The sequence below is a fragment of the Streptomyces sp. TRM68416 genome (assembly GCF_014596915.1).
Taxonomy (GTDB): domain Bacteria; phylum Actinomycetota; class Actinomycetes; order Streptomycetales; family Streptomycetaceae; genus Streptomyces.
The window spans coordinates 173,140-190,867 of sequence record NZ_JACVWU010000016.1; the positions used below are offsets into that span (position 1 = coordinate 173,140).

The window sequence follows — 17,728 nt, forward strand, 5'->3', positions numbered from 1 at the left end:
TCTCAAGGTGCACACCGACCGTGGCCGGTGCTGATGCCATCGTACGTGACCAACGCACGCACGTGCCAGCGTATTCCCGGGCCGTGCGCTACGCCCCGCGCTGCCGGCGCTTGGCCGCCGCGATCGCCCGGTCCGACTCCCGCCGGTCCTGCTTCTCCCGCAGGGTCTGGCGCTTGTCGTACTCCTTCTTGCCTCGCGCGAGCGCGATCTCGGCCTTCGCACGGCCGTCCTTGAAGTACAGAGCGAGGGGCACGATCGTGTGACCCGTCTCCCCCGACTTGACCTCCAGCTTGTCGATCTCCTCGCGGTGCAGCAGCAGCTTGCGCTTGCGGCGCGCGGAGTGGTTGGTCCAGCTGCCCTGGCTGTACTCGGGGATGTGGGCGTTGTGCAGCCACGCCTCGCCCCCGTCGATCTGGACGAACCCGTCGACCAGCGAGGCACGCCCCTGCCGCAGCGACTTCACCTCGGTGCCGCTGAGCACCAGCCCGGCCTCGTAGGTGTCGATGATCGCGTAGTCGTGCCGGGCCTTCTTGTTCTGCGCGACGAGCTTGCGCTTGCCGCCCTTCTCGCCGTCCTTGGCCTTGGCTGCCGCCCCGCCCTGCTTGGGCTGGGACTCCTTGGGTACGTACATTCCCTTGCTCATAGTGCCGTCCATTTTCGCACCATGGAGGGGGTCGGCGGAAAGCCGTTTAACAGGGGTTACTCGGGGCCAAGGCCGCTGAGCACGGTCTCGGCCCGCTCCAGGGCCTCCGCGTCCGCGTCCAGGTCGGGGGTGATGCCCCGGCCGTCGACACCCCGGCCGGAGGGGGTGCGGTAGTGACCGACGGTCAGCTCGGCGACGGAGCCGTCGGGCAGCCGTCTCGGCATCTGGACCGAGCCCTTGCCGAAGGTGCGCGAGCCCACGACGACCGCGCGGCCGCGGTCCTGGAGGGCTCCGGTGACCAGCTCGGCCGCGCTCATCGTGCCGCCGTCGACGAGCGCGACCAGAGGTCTGCCGGTGTCGCCGCCCGGCTTGGCGTGCAGGGCGCGCTGGTCGCCGTCGACGTCGTAGGTGGCGACGAGGCCGCCGTCGAGGAAGGCGGAGGCGGCGGTGACGGCCTCGGTGACCAGGCCGCCGGGGTTGCCGCGCAGGTCGAGGATGATCCCGCCGCCGGCCGGGGCCTGCCGCAGGGCGCCGCGGACCGTGTCGCCGGAACCCCGGGTGAAGGAGTCGATGCGGATGACGGTGATGTCGTCGGCGAGCCTGCGGACGGTGACGGAGTCGGTGGAGAGCCTGGCCCGGCGCACGGTGACGCTCCACGCGCGCGTGCCGCGCTCCAGGCCGAGCCGGACGGCCGTACCGACGGGTGCGTCGGTGGCGTCTCCGCGCAGTAAGGAGACGACCTCGGTGACGGGCTGCCCGTCGACCTTCTCGCCGTCGACGCTGCGCAGCCGGTCGCCCACCCGGACCCCGGCGGAGGCCGCCGGCGACCCGGCGCGCACCTTCGTCACCTGGATCCGGCCGTCCCGCCCGCGCCGCGCCCACAGGCCGACGCCGGTGTACCGGCCGTCCAGGGCCTCCTCGAACTCCTCGTACTCCCCCTCGGAGTACACGGCACCCCAGCGGTCCCCGCTGCGGCTGACGGCCTGTTCGGCGGCTTCCACGGGGGACTTGCCCTCGGCCATCGCCTCGGCGGCGGCCTCCGCTACCTGCTCGTGGCGGGCCGCGGTGGTCGAACGGGGCTCCGCGGATGCCGCTTTCCGGTCGGGCTCCGGCAGCGAGCCGGTCGCCGCACCGGCGACGAGGACGCTCGCGAACACCAAGGTCAGGGCGGCCCCGCGGCCGAAGCGGCGGGGCTGGCAGAACAGGTCACGACCTGACATGCCGGTGAGTCTAGGACAACGCAAGGGGCCGTACGGCCCGTTGACCGGACGGCCCCTCTTGGCAAGTGTCACACCTTCAGGTACTTGCGCAGCGCGAAGAACGCGGCCAACGCGGGCATCAGCAGGCTTGTGGCGAGGATGAGCGGCAGCTTCGTCAGGACGGCGTCCCAGCCGATGAAGTTGATCAGCGTCAGCTGGTCGGCCAGGGCCAGTCCGTGGTCGATGAGGAAGTACCGCGCGATCACCAGGAATCCGCAGGCGACCGCACCGCCGATCAGTCCGGCGACCGCGGCCTCCATGATGAACGGCGCCTGGATGTAGAAGCCGGAGGCACCGACCAGGCGCATGATCCCGGTCTCGCGCCTACGGCTGAACGCCGAGACGCGCACGGTGTTGACGATCAGCATCAGCGCGACGACCAGCATCAGCGCCATCACCGCGCGCGCGGCCCAGTTCATGCCGTTCAGGAGCTTGAAGAGGTTGTCCAGGATGCCCTTCTGGTCCTGCACGGACTGCACCCCGTCACGGCCGTTGAAGGCGGTGGCGATGACCTGGTACTTCTCCGGGTCCTTCAGCTTGATCCGGTACGACTCCTGCATCTGGTCCGGCGTGAGGGAGGCGGCCAGCGGGGAGTCGCCGAACTGCTCCTTGTAGTGCTTGTACGCCTGGTCCTGCGACTCGTACGCGACCGTGTCGACCGACGGCATCTTCTTCAGGTCGGCGAGGATCTCCTTCTTCTGGTCCGCGGTCACCGCGCCCTTGGCGCAGTTGGGGTCGGACTCGGCGTCGCTCTTGTTGCAGAGGAAGACGGAGACGTTGACCTTGTCGTACCAGTAGCCCTTCATGGTGTTGACCTGGTCGCTCATCAGGAGCGACCCGCCGAACAGGGCGAGCGACAGGGCGACGGAGACGACGACGGCGAAGGTCATCGTCAGGTTGCGGCGGAGACCGACACCGATCTCGGACAGTACGAACTGGGCGCGCATGGCGTCTGGTTAAGCCTTTCCGTGGAGCCGGTCGTCAGTGCTGGTAGCCGTAGACGCCACGCGCCTGGTCGCGGACGAGGCGGCCCTGCTCCAGCTCGATGACGCGCTTGCGCATCTGGTCCACGATGTTCTGGTCGTGCGTGGCCATCACCACGGTCGTGCCGGTCCGGTTGATCCGGTCCAGCAGCTTCATGATGCCGACGGAGGTCTGCGGGTCGAGGTTGCCGGTGGGCTCGTCGCAGATGAGGAGCTTGGGCCGGTTGACGAAGGCCCGCGCGATGGCGACGCGCTGCTGCTCACCGCCGGAGAGCTCACCGGGCATCCGGTCCTCCTTGCCGCCGAGCCCGACGAGGTCGAGCACCTGCGGCACGGACTTGCGGATCTCGCCGCGCGACTTGCCGATGACCTCCTGCGCGAAGGCGACGTTCTCGGCGACGGTCTTGTTCGGCAGCAGCCGGAAGTCCTGGAACACCGTCCCCAGCTGGCGCCGGATCTGCGGCACCTTCCAGTTGGAGACGCGCGCGAGATCCTTGCCCAGCACGTGCACCTGGCCGTGGCTGCACCGTTCCTCGCGCAGGATCAGCCGCAGGAAGGTGGACTTTCCGGAGCCGGAGGACCCCACGAGGAACACGAACTCGCCCTTCTCCACTTCCAGGGAGACATCCCTGAGTGCGGGGCGGGTCTGCTTGGGGTAGACCTTGGATACGTTGTCGAATCGGATCACGGATGCACCACGGGTCGCCGGGGGTAGATGAGCGTGACCATACGCGAGTCGGGAGCGGGAGCGCAGGCACCGGTAGGGGTTGCGTGACAGATGTGCCTTTTGTGAACCCACGTGAAGGGGCGCGGGGCTGTGTTGGATATGCGGCTACCGCCGCGCGGGCGCGATCAACCCCCACCGACCCGCAGCCGCGCAACCATGCGATCCCCCCCTTCCAGAGCGCCCGCGCCCTTTCCGGAGGAACCTGGCACAGTAGAGAAGGGAACGTTCTCCGCCCCGGAGGCGTTCTTCCGGTGGAACCGCTGGCAAGGAGGGCGAGCGCATGACGTACGACCGGCTGGTGTGCGCGAACTGCGCCGCGCCCGTGACCGAGGGCCGCTGCCCGGTGTGCCGGGCGAACCGTGAGCGGCTCCAGCAGGGGAACCCGCTGGCGGGTCTGACCCCGATGACGCTGATCGCGCTGCTGGCGGTACTGATCGCGGCCGTGGCGCTGCTGGCGCACCAGACCGCGTGACCACGTGAGCTGAGACACACAAGAGCCCGGAGCCTGTCGGCTCCGGGCTCTTGCGCTTCGGTCGAGTGCTGCGGACGGCTGCCGTCAGGCGGCCGCACCCTCGCGGCCGCCGACGAGACGCGGCAGCACGCGGAAGCCGATGCCACCGGCGATCATCGTGGCGGCACCGATCAGCAGGAACGTGGTCTGAGCGGCACCGGTGTCGGCGAGCTCGTCGCCGCTGCCCTGGGCGGCGGTGCCGGAGCCGGCCTCCTCACCGGTGTCGGTGAGGGAGGAGGAACCTTCCTGCTGGGCGGACTCGCCGGAGCCGCCGTCGGGGTTGGTGTTGTTGCCGTTCCCGTTCCCGTTCCCATTGCCGTTGCCGTTCCCGTTGCCCGGGTTGCTCGGCGAGGTGGTCGCGTCGTCCGTCGGGTCCTCGGTGGGCTCCGTCGGCTCGTTCGTCGGCTCCGGCGGGTTGGTGTCCTCGGTCGGCTCCGGGTCCGGCTCCGGGATGACCGTCGGCTCGGTGGGCTCGGGCTCCGGCTCGGGCTCGGTCGTGGTGGGCTCCGGGTCGGGCTCGGGCGTGACGCAAATACCCAGGAGCCCGCAGTCGTCGCCCTCGTCGGCGGCGGCGACACCGGCGGCCGTCAGCGAGGCACCGGCCGCGATCACGGCACCGGCCGCTATCCGCGCGACACGGATCCGCGTCTTCTTGGTCATGTGGTTGCTACCCCCAGTAGCTGAATCGTCAGTGAGGCGGCGCTCGGGGGCCGTGATCGACGGGGACAGCTGAACATGAGCCCCCCGGTTCACATGCGCCCCAGAGATACGCATGCCACGCTTTACCCTTCCCATTTTTCAAAGCAACGTCAAGGCCGTTGCGTGCGCGATGTCCTGGTACGGGTTCTTTGCCGGGGAGGGATCCCTGTGAGTGTGATGTAAAACCCAGACATCGAGCACAGAAAAGGCAACTGCCGCCTCGCGGGCGGCAGTTGCCTTGTCGACAAATTCCCTTGTCTTACTTCTCCTGCTGCTTGCGCCAGCGAATTCCGGCCTCCAGGAAACCGTCGATCTCGCCGTCGAGCACGGACTGCGGGTTCCCGACCTCGAACTCCGTCCGCAGGTCCTTGACCATCTGGTACGGGTGCAGGACGTACGAACGCATCTGGTTGCCCCAGGAGTTGCCGCCGTCGCCCTTGAGGGCGTCCATCTTGGCCTGCTCCTCCTGGCGGCGCCGCTCGAGCAGCTTGGCCTGGAGGACGTTCATCGCGGTGGCCTTGTTCTGGATCTGCGACCGCTCGTTCTGGCAGGAGACGACGATGCCGGTGGGCAGGTGGGTGAGGCGCACGGCGGAGTCGGTGGTGTTGACGCCCTGGCCGCCGGGACCGGAGGACCGGTAGACGTCGACGCGCAGCTCGGACTCGTCGATGTCGATGTGATCGGTCTGCTCGACGACGGGCAGGACTTCCACGCCCGCGAAGGAGGTCTGCCGACGTCCCTGGTTGTCGAAGGGCGAGATACGCACGAGCCGGTGGGTGCCCTGCTCGACGGAGAGGGTGCCGTAGGCGTAGGGCGCCTGCACGGAGAAGGTGGTCGACTTGATGCCGGCCTCTTCGGCGTACGACGTCTCGATGAGCTCCGTCTTGTAGCCGTGCCGCTCCGCCCAGCGCAGGTACATGCGCTGCAACTGCTCGGCGAAGTCGGCGGCGTCGACGCCACCGGCCTCGGCACGGATGTTGACGAGCGCCTCCCGGGAGTCGTACTCCCCGCTCAGCAGCGTCCGGACCTCCATCTCGTCCAGCGCCTTCTTGACGGACGCGAGCTCGGACTCGGCCTCGGCACGGGTGTCCGGGTCGTCCTCCTCCTCGGCCATCTCGAACAGCACGGAGAGATCGTCGATCCGCCCGCGCAGCGCCTCCGCCTTCCGCACCTCCGCCTGGAGGTGGGAGAGCTTGCTGGTGATCTTCTGCGCCTCGTCCGGGTTGTCCCACAGGGACGGCGCCGCCGCCTGCTCCTCTAGCACGGCGATGTCTGCCCTCATCCTGTCGAGGTCCAGAACGGCCTCGATCGACTCCATGGTCGAGGAGAGGGACTTCAGCTCTTCGGATACATCGACGACTGCCACGCCTCCAGCGTAACGGCTACCGCAACCGGCCTCGGCCGGACGGCCCGCCCGACCACGTTCCACCCCGTCCGGCACCGGCCCACGAGCGCCGGCCGCAGGCTCCCGCGCCGGTCAGGGGGTGACCGGGGCCGAGTTGTTCTGGTCGTCGTGCGGGGGCGGTTCCGTGTCGTTGCCGGAGGTGGCCAGCCACGTTCCCACGCCCGCGGCGGTCGCCAGGGCCGCCGCGGCGGCGCCCAGGGCCAGCCGGCGGCGGCGGGTGGCTGCCCGGTGGCGGGCGGAGCCGGGGCGCGGGGCGCCGGAGGGGCGGGGGACGCGGGCGGTTCCGCGGGCGCCTCCGGCCAGTTCGTCGGGGCCCGGCACCCTCATCGACGTATGCGTGTCACGGTTGGAGTCGGCCGGCTTCGCACCCGGCACCAGCGGCACGGCACCGCGCCGTACCGCCCCGGAGGCCACCGGCACGTCCGGCTCGGGGGTCTCCGGCTCGGGCTCCGCGTCCGGCTCGTCGACGTCCAGGGGCGGCATCCCGGCCAGCATCGGCAGCAGCTCCCGCAGCCGCGCCCCCAGCTCGGAGGCGCGCAGCCGGGAGGCAGGGGCCTTGGCCAGGCACTGCACGATCAGCTGCCACAGCTCGTCGGGGATGCCGGGCAGCGGGGCCACGGTCTCGGTGACATGGCGCCGCAGCACCGCGCCCGGGTGCCCGCCGCCGAACGGCGTGAAGCCCGCCAGCAGCTCGTACAGGACCGTCGCCAGCGCGTAGATGTCCACCGCCGCCCGCGGAGGCAGCCCTTCCACGATCTCCGGGGCCAGGTAGTCCGGTGTGCCGATGATCTTCGTGGCGCGGGTCCGCTTCGGCGAGTCGATCAGCTTGGCGACCCCGAAGTCGGTCAGCAGGGCCGGGTGCGCGCCCCCGGGGCCCAGCGGACCCTGCATGTCCAGCAGGACGTTCTCCGGCTTGACGTCGCGGTGCACGACCCCGGCGGCGTGCGCGGCGGCGAGCCCGTCCGCCACGTCCGCCACGATGGCCACCGCCGCCTCGGGCGCCAGCCGCCTGTCCCGGTCGAGCCGGGTCCGCAGGTCGGTGCCGCGGACCAGGTCCATGACCAGCGCGAGGTCGTTGCCGTCCACGACCAGGTCGCGGACGGACACGACGTTGGGGTGCTCAAGGCCCAGCAGGGCCGTGCGCTCCTGCACGAAGCGTCCGACGAGCTCCTGGTCGGCTGCGAGATCCTCGCGCAGCAGCTTGACGGCGACGGGCCCCTCCGGCCCCTCGCCCAGCCACACCGTGCCGGCGCTGCCCCGCCCCAGGATCTGGTGGGCGGTGTACCGGCTGCCGATCTTCCGTGCCAAGGCTGCTCCTACAGACGCGTGTTGTCGTTAAAACTACGCGTCCGATGAGCCAACCTTCACCGCGGAGGCGGAAATCACCCGCCAGGTGTCGACAAATCCACAGAGCAGCTCCGGACTCGCTGCTCGCCGCCGCCCCTACACCCTGCTGCCCAGATCACCGATCCATCCGGTCACCGTGGAGAAGAGGTCCGAGAGCTGCTCCCAGTAGCCCTTGCCCGTGCCGATCCAGTCCTGGAGCGGGCTCAGCTCCCAGATCAGCCAGCCGGCCACGAACAGGATGACGATCGTGAACAGACAGCCCTTGAGGCAGCCCAGCCCGGGGATCCTCATCGGGTTGGCGCTCCGCTGCCGCGGCTGACGCGGCTCACGTCGGGGCTGGGGCTGCTGCGGCTGCGGGGGCGGCGCGGGAGGGGCGTACCGCTGCGGCTGGGGCTGCGGCGGCGGCGCGTACCGCTGGGGCTGCTGTTGCTGTTGCTGTTGCTGTTGAGGCTGCTGCGGATAGCCGTAGCCCTGCTGGGGCTGCCGCTGGGGGCGCGGCTGCTGCTGCGGCCGGGCCACCTGCCGCTGGGGGCGGCGGCGCAGCGGGTCCTCGTTGGGGTCGAGGTACTGGACCTGCGTCTGTTCGTTGCGGTCGCGCGCGGCCCGCATCTGGTTCTGCCACGGGTGCGGCTCGTCCGGCGAGGGCCCGCCGGGCTGCCCCTGCGGCACCGGCGGCATGACGGCGGTGGGGTCGGCCGCGCCGCGGTTGGGCAGGACGGCGGTGGGGTCGGCGGCACCGGCGGTGTGCGGCAGGACGCTGGTCGCGGCGTTCGGGTCGTACGCACCGGCGCCCTGCGGCAGCACCTGCGTGGGGTCGGCCGAGCCGGGCACGGCCGCGGGCGCGGGGTCGGGCGCGAGCAGGGCACCGACGTTCTCGGCGGCGGCGATCTGCGCGGAGTTCGCGTGCACGCCGATGCCCTCGGCGACGACCCGCAGACCGCGCGCGAGGTTCTCGGCGCTGGGCCGCCGGTCCGGGTCCTTGCTCAGGCAGCGCTCGATGACCGTCCACAGCGGGTCGGGGACGGTGGAGGGGCGGCGCGGCTCCGCGCTCAGGTGCTGGTGCAGGACCTCGAGGGCCGAGCCGCCGCCGAACGGCGGGCGGCCGGTGACCAGTTCGTACAGCAGGATGCCGGCGCCGTAGACGTCGACGGCGGAGGTCTGCGGGCGGCCCTCGGCGGACTCGGGCGCGACGTACGCGGGCGTGCCGACGAACTCGTGGGTGCGGGTCAGGCCCGGGGAGTCGGCGAGGCGGGCGATGCCGAAGTCGGTGAGCATCGGGTGCATCTGGCCGCCGTCCTGCTTGAGCAGCACGTTCGCGGGCTTCAGGTCGCGGTGCACCACGCCGTCGGCGTGGCTCGCGGCGAGCGCGTCGGCGATCTGCGCGGTGAGCAGGGCGGCGGCGACGGGCGTGAAGGGGCCGTTCTCGCGCAGGTAGCGGTGCAGGTCGGGGCCCTCGACGAGGTCCATGACCAGGGCCAGCAGGTCGCCCTCGACGACCAGGTCGCGGACCCGGACGATGTTCGGATGGGTCAGGCGGAGCAGCACGGACCGCTCCCGCAGGAACCGCATCACGATGTCGGCGTCGCTGGCGAGCTCCTCCTTGAGGACCTTGATCGCGACCGTCTCTCCGGGCTGGCCGGGCACGGCCGCCTCGGCACCCGCGGTCTCACGCTGGCGGGCTCGCCAGACGGTGCCTGTGGCCCCGCGCCCCAGCGGTTCCTCAAGCAGATATTTGCTGCCGACTGGCCGCACGTCTCGCGCTCCCTGTTACTTGCCTGATCACTTGCCTGCAGGTGTTCCGATGTTCCGACCCACTGTAGTGCCGGGCCCATCGAAGCAACGGTTCGAAGAAAAGACGCTCGCCTCGTTCCCTTTGGTTGCCTGAGTCGGGCGTGACCGATCTCAAGTGATCGCCCACGCGACAGGGATCAGGCATTTTTGCGGGCAGAGCCGACCAATCAAGATCACTTGTCACCGGGTGGCGGGCGCGTTGTCAGTGACAGGTGCGAGGATGCCTTTCGTACTGGCCGATGTGCTCGTGTGGGGTGGGGGGACGTCCGTCCGCGCCCGCGCAGAAGGGACCGCTGACGGCGATGCAGATCCGGCTGACCGTCGTAGACCCGCTGGGCCCGCACCCCGCCGCCGCGCGGGGTCGCGCCGCGAGCTGCGACGTGCTGGTCACGGCGCCCGCCGGCACGGCCCTGGCCGCGGTGCTGTCCCAGCTCGCCTCGGCGGTCTCCGCCGACGGGGGCGCCTCCCGCGCGAGCGAAGCCGAGCGCGGGGGAACCCCTGTGGTGCTGTTCGCCGGTGCGGAGCGGCTCGACGCCGCGCGCTGCACCCTGGGCGAGCCTCCGCTGGTCGACGGCGCCGTGCTGTCCCTGGGCGCCCCCGCCGAGCCCGAGGCGCACCCCGAGGTCGACGACGCCCCCACCCGGCTGCACGTGGTGGCGGGCCCTGACGCGGGCGGTGTCCATCTCCTGCACGGCGGGCAGATCAACGTCGGCCGCTCCGGCGACGCCGACGTCCCGCTCGACGACCCGGACGTCTCGCGGCTGCACTGCGCGGTGACCGTCACCGCCGACGGCCGTGTGTCGGTCGCCGACCTCGGCTCCACCAACGGCACCACCCTGGACGGCACGCGCGTGGGCGGCCGCCCGGTGCGGTTCGCGCCCGGAGCGCTGCTGCGGATCGGCGAGTCCGCCCTGCGGCTCGCTCCGGCGGGCGGCCTCGGGGCACGCGTGCCGACGGTCCCGGACGGGGAGGGGCACCTCCGGCTGGCCGGCCCCCCGCACACGCGCGCGGGACAGGCCGGGCAACCGACGCGGGACACCGCCGGGCCCGCCGAGGAGACTCGGCACGGCTACGGCTCGGCGGGCTGGGGCGCCTCCTCGGCGACCCCGGGCGCCCAGGAGCACGGCCCCGTCGAACCGCCCGTCGTACCGGGCCAGGGCGGCGCCCCGCGGATCGAGAGCCACGGCCCCTCCGCGGCCCGGCCGATCCCCGGGCCGCGCGGGAGCGACACCCACGACACCCACGGCGCCGGGTTGGGGGCGCACCCGCACGACCCCGAGGACGATCCCGAGGACGACCGCCCGGACGCCCGCCGACCGGCACGCCGGCGCGGCGGCCTGAGCGCGTGGGCCCGGCGACTGACCGGCGGACGCGCCGAACCGACGGCCGGCCCTTCGCCGTACGACGAAGGCGGCACCGCGCGCGAGACGGCTCCCCCGTCCGGCACCGCGCCCCAGGCGCCGGAGACCTGGCCGGACCCGGCCGCGCTGCTGCTGACGGCGCTCGGTCCCGGCCCCCGGCTGTGGGAGCGCGGGCCGGGACACCCGGAGGCGCTCACGGTCCGACTGGGCACCGCCGACCGGGTGCCGCCCGACGGCTCCGGGCTGCTGCCCGCGGTGCCGATGACCGCCGACCTGCGCGAGGTCGGGGCCCTGGGCCTGGCGGGCCCCCGCGCGCGGCTCTCCGGGCTGGCCCGCGCGGTACTCGCCCAGCTCGCCGCGCTGCACTCCCCGGACACCCTGGAGATCGTCCTGATCAGCGCGGACCGCTCGCGCCCCCTTCAGGAGCGCACCGCCGAATGGTCCTGGCTGGGCCGACTCCCGCATCTGAACCCGGCCCACGGCCAGGACTGCCGCCTCCTCCTGGCCTACGACCGCGAACAGGCCACGGCCCGCGTCGAGGAACTGCTGCGCCGCCTGGACGACCACGCCGAGGGCTCCCGGGGCACCGCGTACGCGACCTCCCCCGGACCGGCCGGCGGGGCCACGCGGCCCGAGGGGCACGCGACCGCCGCCGGACCAGTCGACCGCGCCGCACGGACGGCTCCCGCCGGTCGGCAGACGGCCGGACCGGCCGCCGGACACCCGCAGACCGCACCGAACGACAGGCACACGGCCTCCGCCGAACCACTCGACGGAGCGGTCCGAACGCCCCCGACCGCCCCGCACGCAGACTCGCCCGCACCGGCCGCCGCCGGACGCGCGCAGACCACGCCGAACGCCCGCCAGACGCCCTCGGCCGAACAGCTCGACCGCGCCTCGCGAACAGTTCCCGTCGCTCGGCAGGCCGGACCGTCCGGAGCCGCACGGCCCGACGGGCACGCGCCCTCCGCCGGACCGCTCGACCGCGCCTCGCAGGCAGCTCCCGCCGACCAGCAGGCAGGCCCGGCCGGACCGGCCGTCGGACACCCCCGGACCACACCGGACAACCCGCCCCCGCACACCGCGCCGGGCCACCGTCACGCAGACCCCGCCGAACAGCTCCACGACCCTGCCCGAACCGCACCGGCCGCCCCCCGCACAGACTCCCCCGAGCCGCCCCCCGGCCGTCCCGCGGACGGCACCGTTCGCCGTGTCGCGCACCGCCCTTCCTGGGCGCGCGACGACGACACGCCCGCCGGTTTCCCGGGGCCGTACTCCGTGCTCGTCGTGGACGGTGACCCCGGTGGCGCCGATGTGCGGGAGGCGGTGGCGCGGCTGGCGCTGGACGGTCCGCGGGCCGGGATCCATGTGGTGTGCCTGGCCGAGACGGAGCCCGCCTCCCCGGCCTCGCCCGTCTCGGAGACGTACCGGGCGGCCTGCGCGGCCTCGCCGGTGTTCCGGGACTGCGGGGCGGTCGCGCTGCTCAGCGGTGACGTGGCGACGGCGCTGCGGCTGATGCGGGTGGCCCGCACCGGGAGCGCGGAGGCCGCCCCGGCCGGCCCCGGCACCGTGGCCACGGTGGACGCGGTCTCGTCGGCCTGGGCCGAGCGGTTCGCGCGCGCCCTGGCCCCGTTGCGCCCGGACGCCGAGGCGGGCGCCGGGCGGCAGGCGCGGGTGTCCGTGCCACTGCCCCGGGCGGCCCGGCTGCTGGACGAGCTGGGGCTGGCCCGGGCCACCCCGGCCTCCCTGATGGCCCGTTGGGCGGACGCGGCCGACGACACCGAGGCGCTCGGCGGGCGGGCCACGGCCGTGCTCGGCGCCGGACCGCGCGGCCCGGTCTGCGCCGACCTCGCGGCCGAGGGCCCGCACCTGCTGGTCGAGGGACCGCCGGGCAGCGGTCGTACGGAGCTGCTGCGGGCGCTCGTCGCCTCGCTCGCCGCCGCCGAGCGGCCGGACCGGCTGAGCATGGTGCTGATGGACGGCCGGGACCGGACGGGCGGGGGCGGCGACGGCCTGCGCGTGTGCACGGACGTCCCGCACGTCACCACCCATCTCACCGCCGACGATCCGGTCCGGATGCGGGAGTTCGCCCAGTCGCTGAGCGCCGAGCTGAAGCGGCGGGCCGAACTGCTGGGCCGGTCCCACTTCGCCGAATGGCACGCCGGACGCACGGTGTCGGGCAAGCTGGTCGGCCAACGCACGGCCACCAACGCCGGCGCACAGGGCGCCCCGGGCAGGCTCACCGGCCAACGCACCACCACCGACACCGGTACACAGGGCAACCCAGGCAGACTCACCGGCCAACGCACGGCCACCAACGCCGGTACCCAGAGCGACTCAGGCAGGCTCACCGGCCAACGCACCACCACCAACGCCGGTACGCAGAGCGGCTCGGGCAGGCTCGTCGGCCAGCGCACCGCCGCCGACGTCGGTGCGCAGGGCGACCTCGACACCCCGCCCAGCTCCACGCTGCGGCTGCGCCCGGCGGCGGCCCGGCGGCAGACGGAGGCGGCGCCGCCGCTGCCCCGGCTGGTCGTGGTGGTGGACGACCTGGACGCGCTGGTCTCCCCCGCGCTCGGCTCCCCCGGCAGGCCCGCGGCCGGCTCGGTCATCCGCGCACTGGAGGCGGTGGCCCGGGAGGGCGAGCGGCTCGGCGTGCACCTGGTGGCCGCGGCGGGCGCGGACGGCCGTACGGCGCAGTCGGAGCCCGCGCGCAGAGCGGCGCTGCGGGTGATACTGGAGGCGCCCGCGAGCGGACCGGACGAACCGGCGGCCGGTCGGGGCCGACTGACCTGGGCGGACGGGCGGGTGACCGCCTTCCAGGGCGGTCGCGTCACCGGCCGTATCCCGCGCACGGCCACCCTGCGCCCCACGGTGGTGCCGCTGGAGTGGCACCGCATGGGTGACCCGCCGGCCCGCCGCCCGGTGCGTGAGCTGGGCAACGGTCCGACGGATCTGGCCCTGCTGGCGAGCGCGCTGGAGCGGGCGGCCAGGGAGGTCGCGGCCGTCCGGGTGCCCTCGCTGCTGTAGGGCAGGTGGAGAACGAGTCACGACGGGGTCACGATCGTCCGGTTGACACCGCAGGCGCTCTTGCCGACCCCCACGACCCGGCGTAGACCAGACCGCACGGGACAGCGCTCGAACGTTCGACGAGGCAACGAGGCACGAAGAACGGGGCAGTGATGCGCAGCACGAGCAGCACCATCCGTATCCACAGGACAACCACGCACCCAACCCCCCGCAGGGCCGCGAAGGCCGCGGCCGCCGTCGTGGCAGGCGCGCTGGCACTGGCGCTCACCGGCTGCGGCGGTGACGACGACAACGGCGGAGGCGGCGGCACCGACAACGGCGCCGAGACCTCCGTCCAGCTCCCCAAGCTCGACGGACAGTCGCTGGAGGTGGCGGCCGTCTGGACGGGCCCGGAGCAGGAGAACTTCACCAAGGTTCTGGACGAGTTCGAGAAACGCACCGGCGCCAAGATCAGCTTCGTGCCGACCGGCAACAACACCTCCACGTTCCTCGGCACCAAGATCCAGGGCGGCCAGCCGCCGGACGTGGCGTTCCTGCCGCAGGTCGGTGTGCTCCACCAGTTCGCCGAGAAGGGCTGGCTCAAACCGCTCGGCTCCGAGGCCCAGGAGCAGCTCGACAAGAACTTCTCCACGGGCTGGAAGGAACTCGGCGCGTACGAGGGCAAGCAGTACGGCGTCTACGGCAAGGCCGCCAACAAGTCCCTCATCTGGTACAACGCGGCCGCGTTCGACGCCGCCGGCATCACCGAGGAACCGCAGACCTGGGAGGAGTTCATCAGCACCGCCCAGACGCTGTCGGACGCCGGCACCCCGGCGGTCTCCATCGGCGGCGCGGACGGCTGGACCCTGACCGACTGGTTCGAGAACGTCTACCTCTCGCAGGCGGGCCCGGAGAAGTACGACCAGCTGGCCGCGCACGAGATCCCGTGGACGGACCCGTCCGTCAAGGACGCCCTGACCACGCTCGCCGAGCTGTGGGGCAACGACGAGCTGATCGCGGGCGGCCGCGCGGGCGCGCTGCGGACGGAGTTCCCGAAGTCGGTCACGCAGACGTTCTCCGGTGACAACCCGGCCGCGATGGTCTACGAGGGCGACTTCGTCGCCGCGAACATCAACGCCGACACCGACGCGGAGATCGGCACGGACGCCAAGGTGTTCCCGTTCCCGGCGGTCGGCGACGACCCGCCGGTGGTCAGCGCCGGTGACGTGGCCGTCGTACTGAAGGACGGCGAGGGCGCGCAGGCCCTGATGACGTTCCTGGCCTCGACCGACGCGGCCGAGATCTGGGCGGCGCAGGGCGGCATCATCTCCCCCAACAAGGAGATGGACCAGGAGGCGTACAAGGACGACGTCACGCGGGACATCGCCAAGGCGCTGATCGAGGCGGGCGACGACTTCCGGTTCGACATGTCCGACCAGGCCCCGGCGGCCTTCGGCGGCACGCAGGGTGTCGGCGAGTGGAAGCAGTTGCAGGACTTCCTGAAGAACCCGAGTGACGTGGCGGGCGCCCAGCGCAAGCTGGAGGCGGACGCCGCCAAGGCCTACGGCGACTGAAGGCCCTCGGATGAGTTCCGACGTGGCGAAGTCGACGGGGGGCGCCGGCGCGCTGCCGACGCCCCCCGCTCATCCGCGCAAGAGCGTGACGGGCACCCGGCTGTGGGTGGCGGTGCTGTTCCTGCTGCCCGCGCTGGTGCTGCTCGGCGCGCTCGTGGTCTACCCGATCGGGTACTCGGTCTGGCGCAGCCTGTACGACGCCGGGGGTTCCGGCTTCGTCGGCCTGGACAACTACGTCGACGTCTTCACCGACGACTCGACGCTGACGGCGGTGCGCAACACGGCGATCTGGGTCGCGGTGGCGCCGGCGGTGGTCACCGTGCTGGGCCTGATCTTCGCCGTGCTCACCGAACGGGTGCGCTGGGGTACGGCGTTCAAGCTGATCGTCTTCATGCCGATGGCGATCTCGATGCTCGCGGCGGGCATCATCTTCCGGCTGGTGTACCAGGCGGACCCGGACCAGGGCGTGGCGAACGCGATCGTCACGTCCGTGCACGACACCTTCGCCGACTCCTCCGTCTACCCGGGCGCCCGCCCGAACGCCCAGGTCAGCGATCTGAAGGCGTCCGGCGGCGGCTCGTACACCACGACGGGGACGGTGGAGGCGGGCACCCCGGCGCTGCTGCCCCTCGTGGGCATCGCGCCGAACCGGCTGCCGGGCTCCGCCGAGGACGCGAGGACGGCGACCGGCGACGGTGTCACCGGGACCGTCTGGCTGGACTTCAAGCCGGGCGGGGGCGGCGAGAAGGGGCAGGTCGACGCGGGCGAGAAGGGGCTGGAGGGCGTCAAGGTCGAGGCGGTCAAGGACGGAGAGGTCGTGGCCTCGGCGACCAGCGGCGCGGACGGCACCTTCACCCTGCCCGAGGAGGCCGACGGGGCCCAACTGCGTCTGCCCGGCTCCAATTTCGCGGCGCCCTACAACGGCATCGACTGGCTCGGCCCGACCCTGGTGACCCCGTCGATCATCGGGGCGTACGTCTGGATGTGGGCCGGGTTCGCGATGGTGCTGATCGGGGCCGGTCTGGCGGGGGTGGACCGCAATCTGCTGGAGGCCGCCCGGGTGGACGGCGCCAACGAATGGCAGGTGTTCCGCAGAGTCACGGTGCCGATGCTGATGCCGGTCCTGGTCGTCGTGCTGATCACGCTGATGATCAACGTGATGAAGATCTTCGACCTGGTCTACATCATCGCGCCGCAGCCCACCCAGGACGAGGCCAATGTGCTCGCCCTCCAGTTGTTCCTGTCCTCCTTCGGCGGCGGGGGCAACTACGGGCTCGGCAGCGCCATCGGCATCATCCTGCTGCTGCTCGTGGTGCCGGTGATGATCGTCAACATCCGCCGGCTCAGGAAGGAGCGTGAGCGGTGAGCGCACTCGACACCCCCGTGCGCGGCAAGCGGTCCTGGGCGTCCCGGGTGGCGAGCGGGGCGGCCGGCGGGGTGCTGCGCATCTTCCTGCTTCTGGTCGCGCTGTTCTGGCTGGTGCCGACCTTCGGACTGCTGGTCTCCTCGTTCCGCGATCCGACGGACATCGCCGCCGAGGGCTGGTGGAAGGTGTTCTCCGCGCCCGCCCAGCTCACCACCGAGAGCTACCGCACGCTGCTGGAGAACGACGACATCACCAACGCCCTGTTCAACACGGTGTGGATCACCGTCCCGGCGACCCTGCTCGTGGTGATCATCGGCGCGATGGCCGGATACGCCTTCGCGTGGATGGACTTCAAGGGCCGCGACTGGTGGTTCATGGTGGTGATCGCGCTGCTGGTGGTGCCCGTGCAGGTGGCGCTGATCCCGCTGTCCGATCTCTTCGGCAAGCTGGGGATCTTCGGCTCCATCACCGGAGTGGTGCTGTTCCACGTGGCGTTCGGGCTGCCGTTCGCGATCTTCCTGTTGCGGAACTTCTTCGCGGAGATCCCGCGCGAGCTGCTGGAGGCGGCACGCCTGGACGGCGCGGGCGAGGCACGGCTGTTCGCGACGGTAGTGCTCCCGCTGGGCGCGCCCGCGATCGCCTCGCTCGGCATCTTCCAGTTCCTGTGGGTGTGGAACGACATGCTGGTGGCGCTGGTGTTCTCCAACGCCGACTCCCAGCCGCTGACGGTCGCCCTGCAGCAGCAGGTACGGCAGTTCGGCAGCAACATCGAGATCCTGGCGCCCGGCGCCTTCATCTCGATGGTGATCCCGCTGGCGGTGTTCTTCGCGTTCCAGCGGCAGTTCGTGTCCGGCGTGATGGCGGGCGCGGTGAAGTAGCCCGTACGGCAAGCGCACGGGGTGAGCCGCACGACAAGCGCGCGGGGTGAGCCGTACGACAGGCGCACGGGCGGTGGGCCGGAAGACACCGGCTCACCCCCCGGCATCCCCCGTATGCCGTACCGAGCGTAACCAAGTCACTCCATCGGCCGTTCCCGGGCAAGGCCCCGTCGTC

General features: G+C 72.2%; 13 protein-coding genes. 5 read left to right on the forward strand and 8 right to left on the reverse strand.

Annotated elements, in window-relative coordinates; genetic code table 11:
* Positions 1-88: 88 nt before the first annotated feature.
* The 4 genes from smpB to ftsE all read right to left on the reverse strand — a co-directional run bounded on the left by smpB (position 89) and on the right by ftsE (position 3,573).
* The gene (smpB, locus tag ICC28_RS25140; RefSeq protein WP_188291009.1) at positions 89-631 is read right to left on the reverse strand and encodes an SsrA-binding protein SmpB; all 543 of its coding nucleotides are present in this window, start codon (positions 629-631) and stop codon (positions 89-91) included.
* 68 nt (positions 632-699) lie between these two features.
* On the reverse strand, positions 700-1,863 hold the full coding sequence (locus ICC28_RS25145; RefSeq protein ID WP_188290966.1) for a S41 family peptidase: 1,164 nt from the start codon (positions 1,861-1,863) through the stop codon (positions 700-702).
* Positions 1,864-1,931: 68 nt separating this feature from the next.
* Positions 1,932-2,849, reverse strand: a complete 918-nt coding sequence (ftsX, locus tag ICC28_RS25150) for a permease-like cell division protein FtsX (RefSeq protein ID WP_188290967.1) — start codon at positions 2,847-2,849, stop codon at positions 1,932-1,934.
* 34 nt (positions 2,850-2,883) lie between these two features.
* On the reverse strand, positions 2,884-3,573 hold the full coding sequence (ftsE, locus tag ICC28_RS25155; RefSeq protein WP_031478235.1) for a cell division ATP-binding protein FtsE: 690 nt from the start codon (positions 3,571-3,573) through the stop codon (positions 2,884-2,886).
* Between the two features lie 319 nt (positions 3,574-3,892).
* Here ftsE and ICC28_RS25160 point away from each other — a divergent pair, with 319 nt between their 5' ends.
* Entirely contained in the window at positions 3,893-4,084 is a 192-nt protein-coding gene (locus ICC28_RS25160; protein WP_188290968.1) for a hypothetical protein, read from the forward strand.
* A gap of 84 nt (positions 4,085-4,168) precedes the next feature.
* Here the strand turns inward: ICC28_RS25160 and ICC28_RS25165 are convergent, their stop codons facing one another.
* The 4 genes from ICC28_RS25165 to ICC28_RS25180 all read right to left on the reverse strand — a co-directional run bounded on the left by ICC28_RS25165 (position 4,169) and on the right by ICC28_RS25180 (position 9,326).
* Entirely contained in the window at positions 4,169-4,783 is a 615-nt protein-coding gene (locus ICC28_RS25165) for an LPXTG cell wall anchor domain-containing protein (protein ID WP_188290969.1), read from the reverse strand.
* Between the two features lie 298 nt (positions 4,784-5,081).
* Positions 5,082-6,188, reverse strand: a complete 1,107-nt coding sequence (gene prfB, locus ICC28_RS25170) for a peptide chain release factor 2 (RefSeq protein WP_188290970.1) — start codon at positions 6,186-6,188, stop codon at positions 5,082-5,084.
* A gap of 111 nt (positions 6,189-6,299) precedes the next feature.
* Positions 6,300-7,535 (reverse strand): serine/threonine-protein kinase, encoded by a 1,236-nt coding sequence (locus ICC28_RS25175; protein ID WP_188290971.1) that lies wholly within the window; start codon positions 7,533-7,535, stop codon positions 6,300-6,302.
* 135 nt (positions 7,536-7,670) lie between these two features.
* Positions 7,671-9,326: a serine/threonine-protein kinase gene (locus ICC28_RS25180; RefSeq protein ID WP_188290972.1), complete on the reverse strand. Its 1,656-nt coding sequence runs from the start codon at positions 9,324-9,326 to the stop codon at positions 7,671-7,673.
* A gap of 341 nt (positions 9,327-9,667) precedes the next feature.
* Between ICC28_RS25180 and ICC28_RS25185 the strand changes: the two genes are divergently transcribed.
* The 4 genes from ICC28_RS25185 (at position 9,668) to ICC28_RS25200 (ending at position 17,553) form a co-directional block, all read left to right on the forward strand.
* A complete protein-coding gene (locus tag ICC28_RS25185; protein WP_188290973.1) occupies positions 9,668-13,756 on the forward strand; it encodes an FtsK/SpoIIIE domain-containing protein in 4,089 nt (1,362 codons plus the stop codon).
* A gap of 152 nt (positions 13,757-13,908) precedes the next feature.
* Positions 13,909-15,309, forward strand: coding sequence for an ABC transporter substrate-binding protein (locus ICC28_RS25190; protein ID WP_188290974.1), 1,401 nt, complete (start codon positions 13,909-13,911; stop codon positions 15,307-15,309).
* 10 nt (positions 15,310-15,319) lie between these two features.
* Positions 15,320-16,675 (forward strand): carbohydrate ABC transporter permease, encoded by a 1,356-nt coding sequence (locus ICC28_RS25195; RefSeq protein WP_223189389.1) that lies wholly within the window; start codon positions 15,320-15,322, stop codon positions 16,673-16,675.
* On the forward strand, positions 16,672-17,553 hold the full coding sequence (locus tag ICC28_RS25200; RefSeq protein ID WP_188290975.1) for a carbohydrate ABC transporter permease: 882 nt from the start codon (positions 16,672-16,674) through the stop codon (positions 17,551-17,553). Before ICC28_RS25195 ends, ICC28_RS25200 begins: the two co-directional genes overlap by 4 nt.
* The last annotated feature ends 175 nt before the right edge of the window (positions 17,554-17,728 follow it).

Coding starts and splice junctions, on each gene's coding strand:
- smpB (WP_188291009.1), bottom strand. CDS start 631: ATGTACGTACCCAAGGAGTCCCAGCCCAAGCAGGGCGGGGCGGCAGCC.
- ICC28_RS25145 (WP_188290966.1), bottom strand. CDS start 1,863: ATGTCAGGTCGTGACCTGTTCTGCCAGCCCCGCCGCTTCGGCCGCGGG.
- ftsX (WP_188290967.1), bottom strand. CDS start 2,849: ATGCGCGCCCAGTTCGTACTGTCCGAGATCGGTGTCGGTCTCCGCCGC.
- ICC28_RS25160 (WP_188290968.1), top strand. CDS start 3,893: ATGACGTACGACCGGCTGGTGTGCGCGAACTGCGCCGCGCCCGTGACC.
- ICC28_RS25165 (WP_188290969.1), bottom strand. CDS start 4,783: ATGACCAAGAAGACGCGGATCCGTGTCGCGCGGATAGCGGCCGGTGCC.
- ICC28_RS25185 (WP_188290973.1), top strand. CDS start 9,668: ATGCAGATCCGGCTGACCGTCGTAGACCCGCTGGGCCCGCACCCCGCC.
- ICC28_RS25190 (WP_188290974.1), top strand. CDS start 13,909: ATGCGCAGCACGAGCAGCACCATCCGTATCCACAGGACAACCACGCAC.
- ICC28_RS25195 (WP_223189389.1), top strand. CDS start 15,320: ATGAGTTCCGACGTGGCGAAGTCGACGGGGGGCGCCGGCGCGCTGCCG.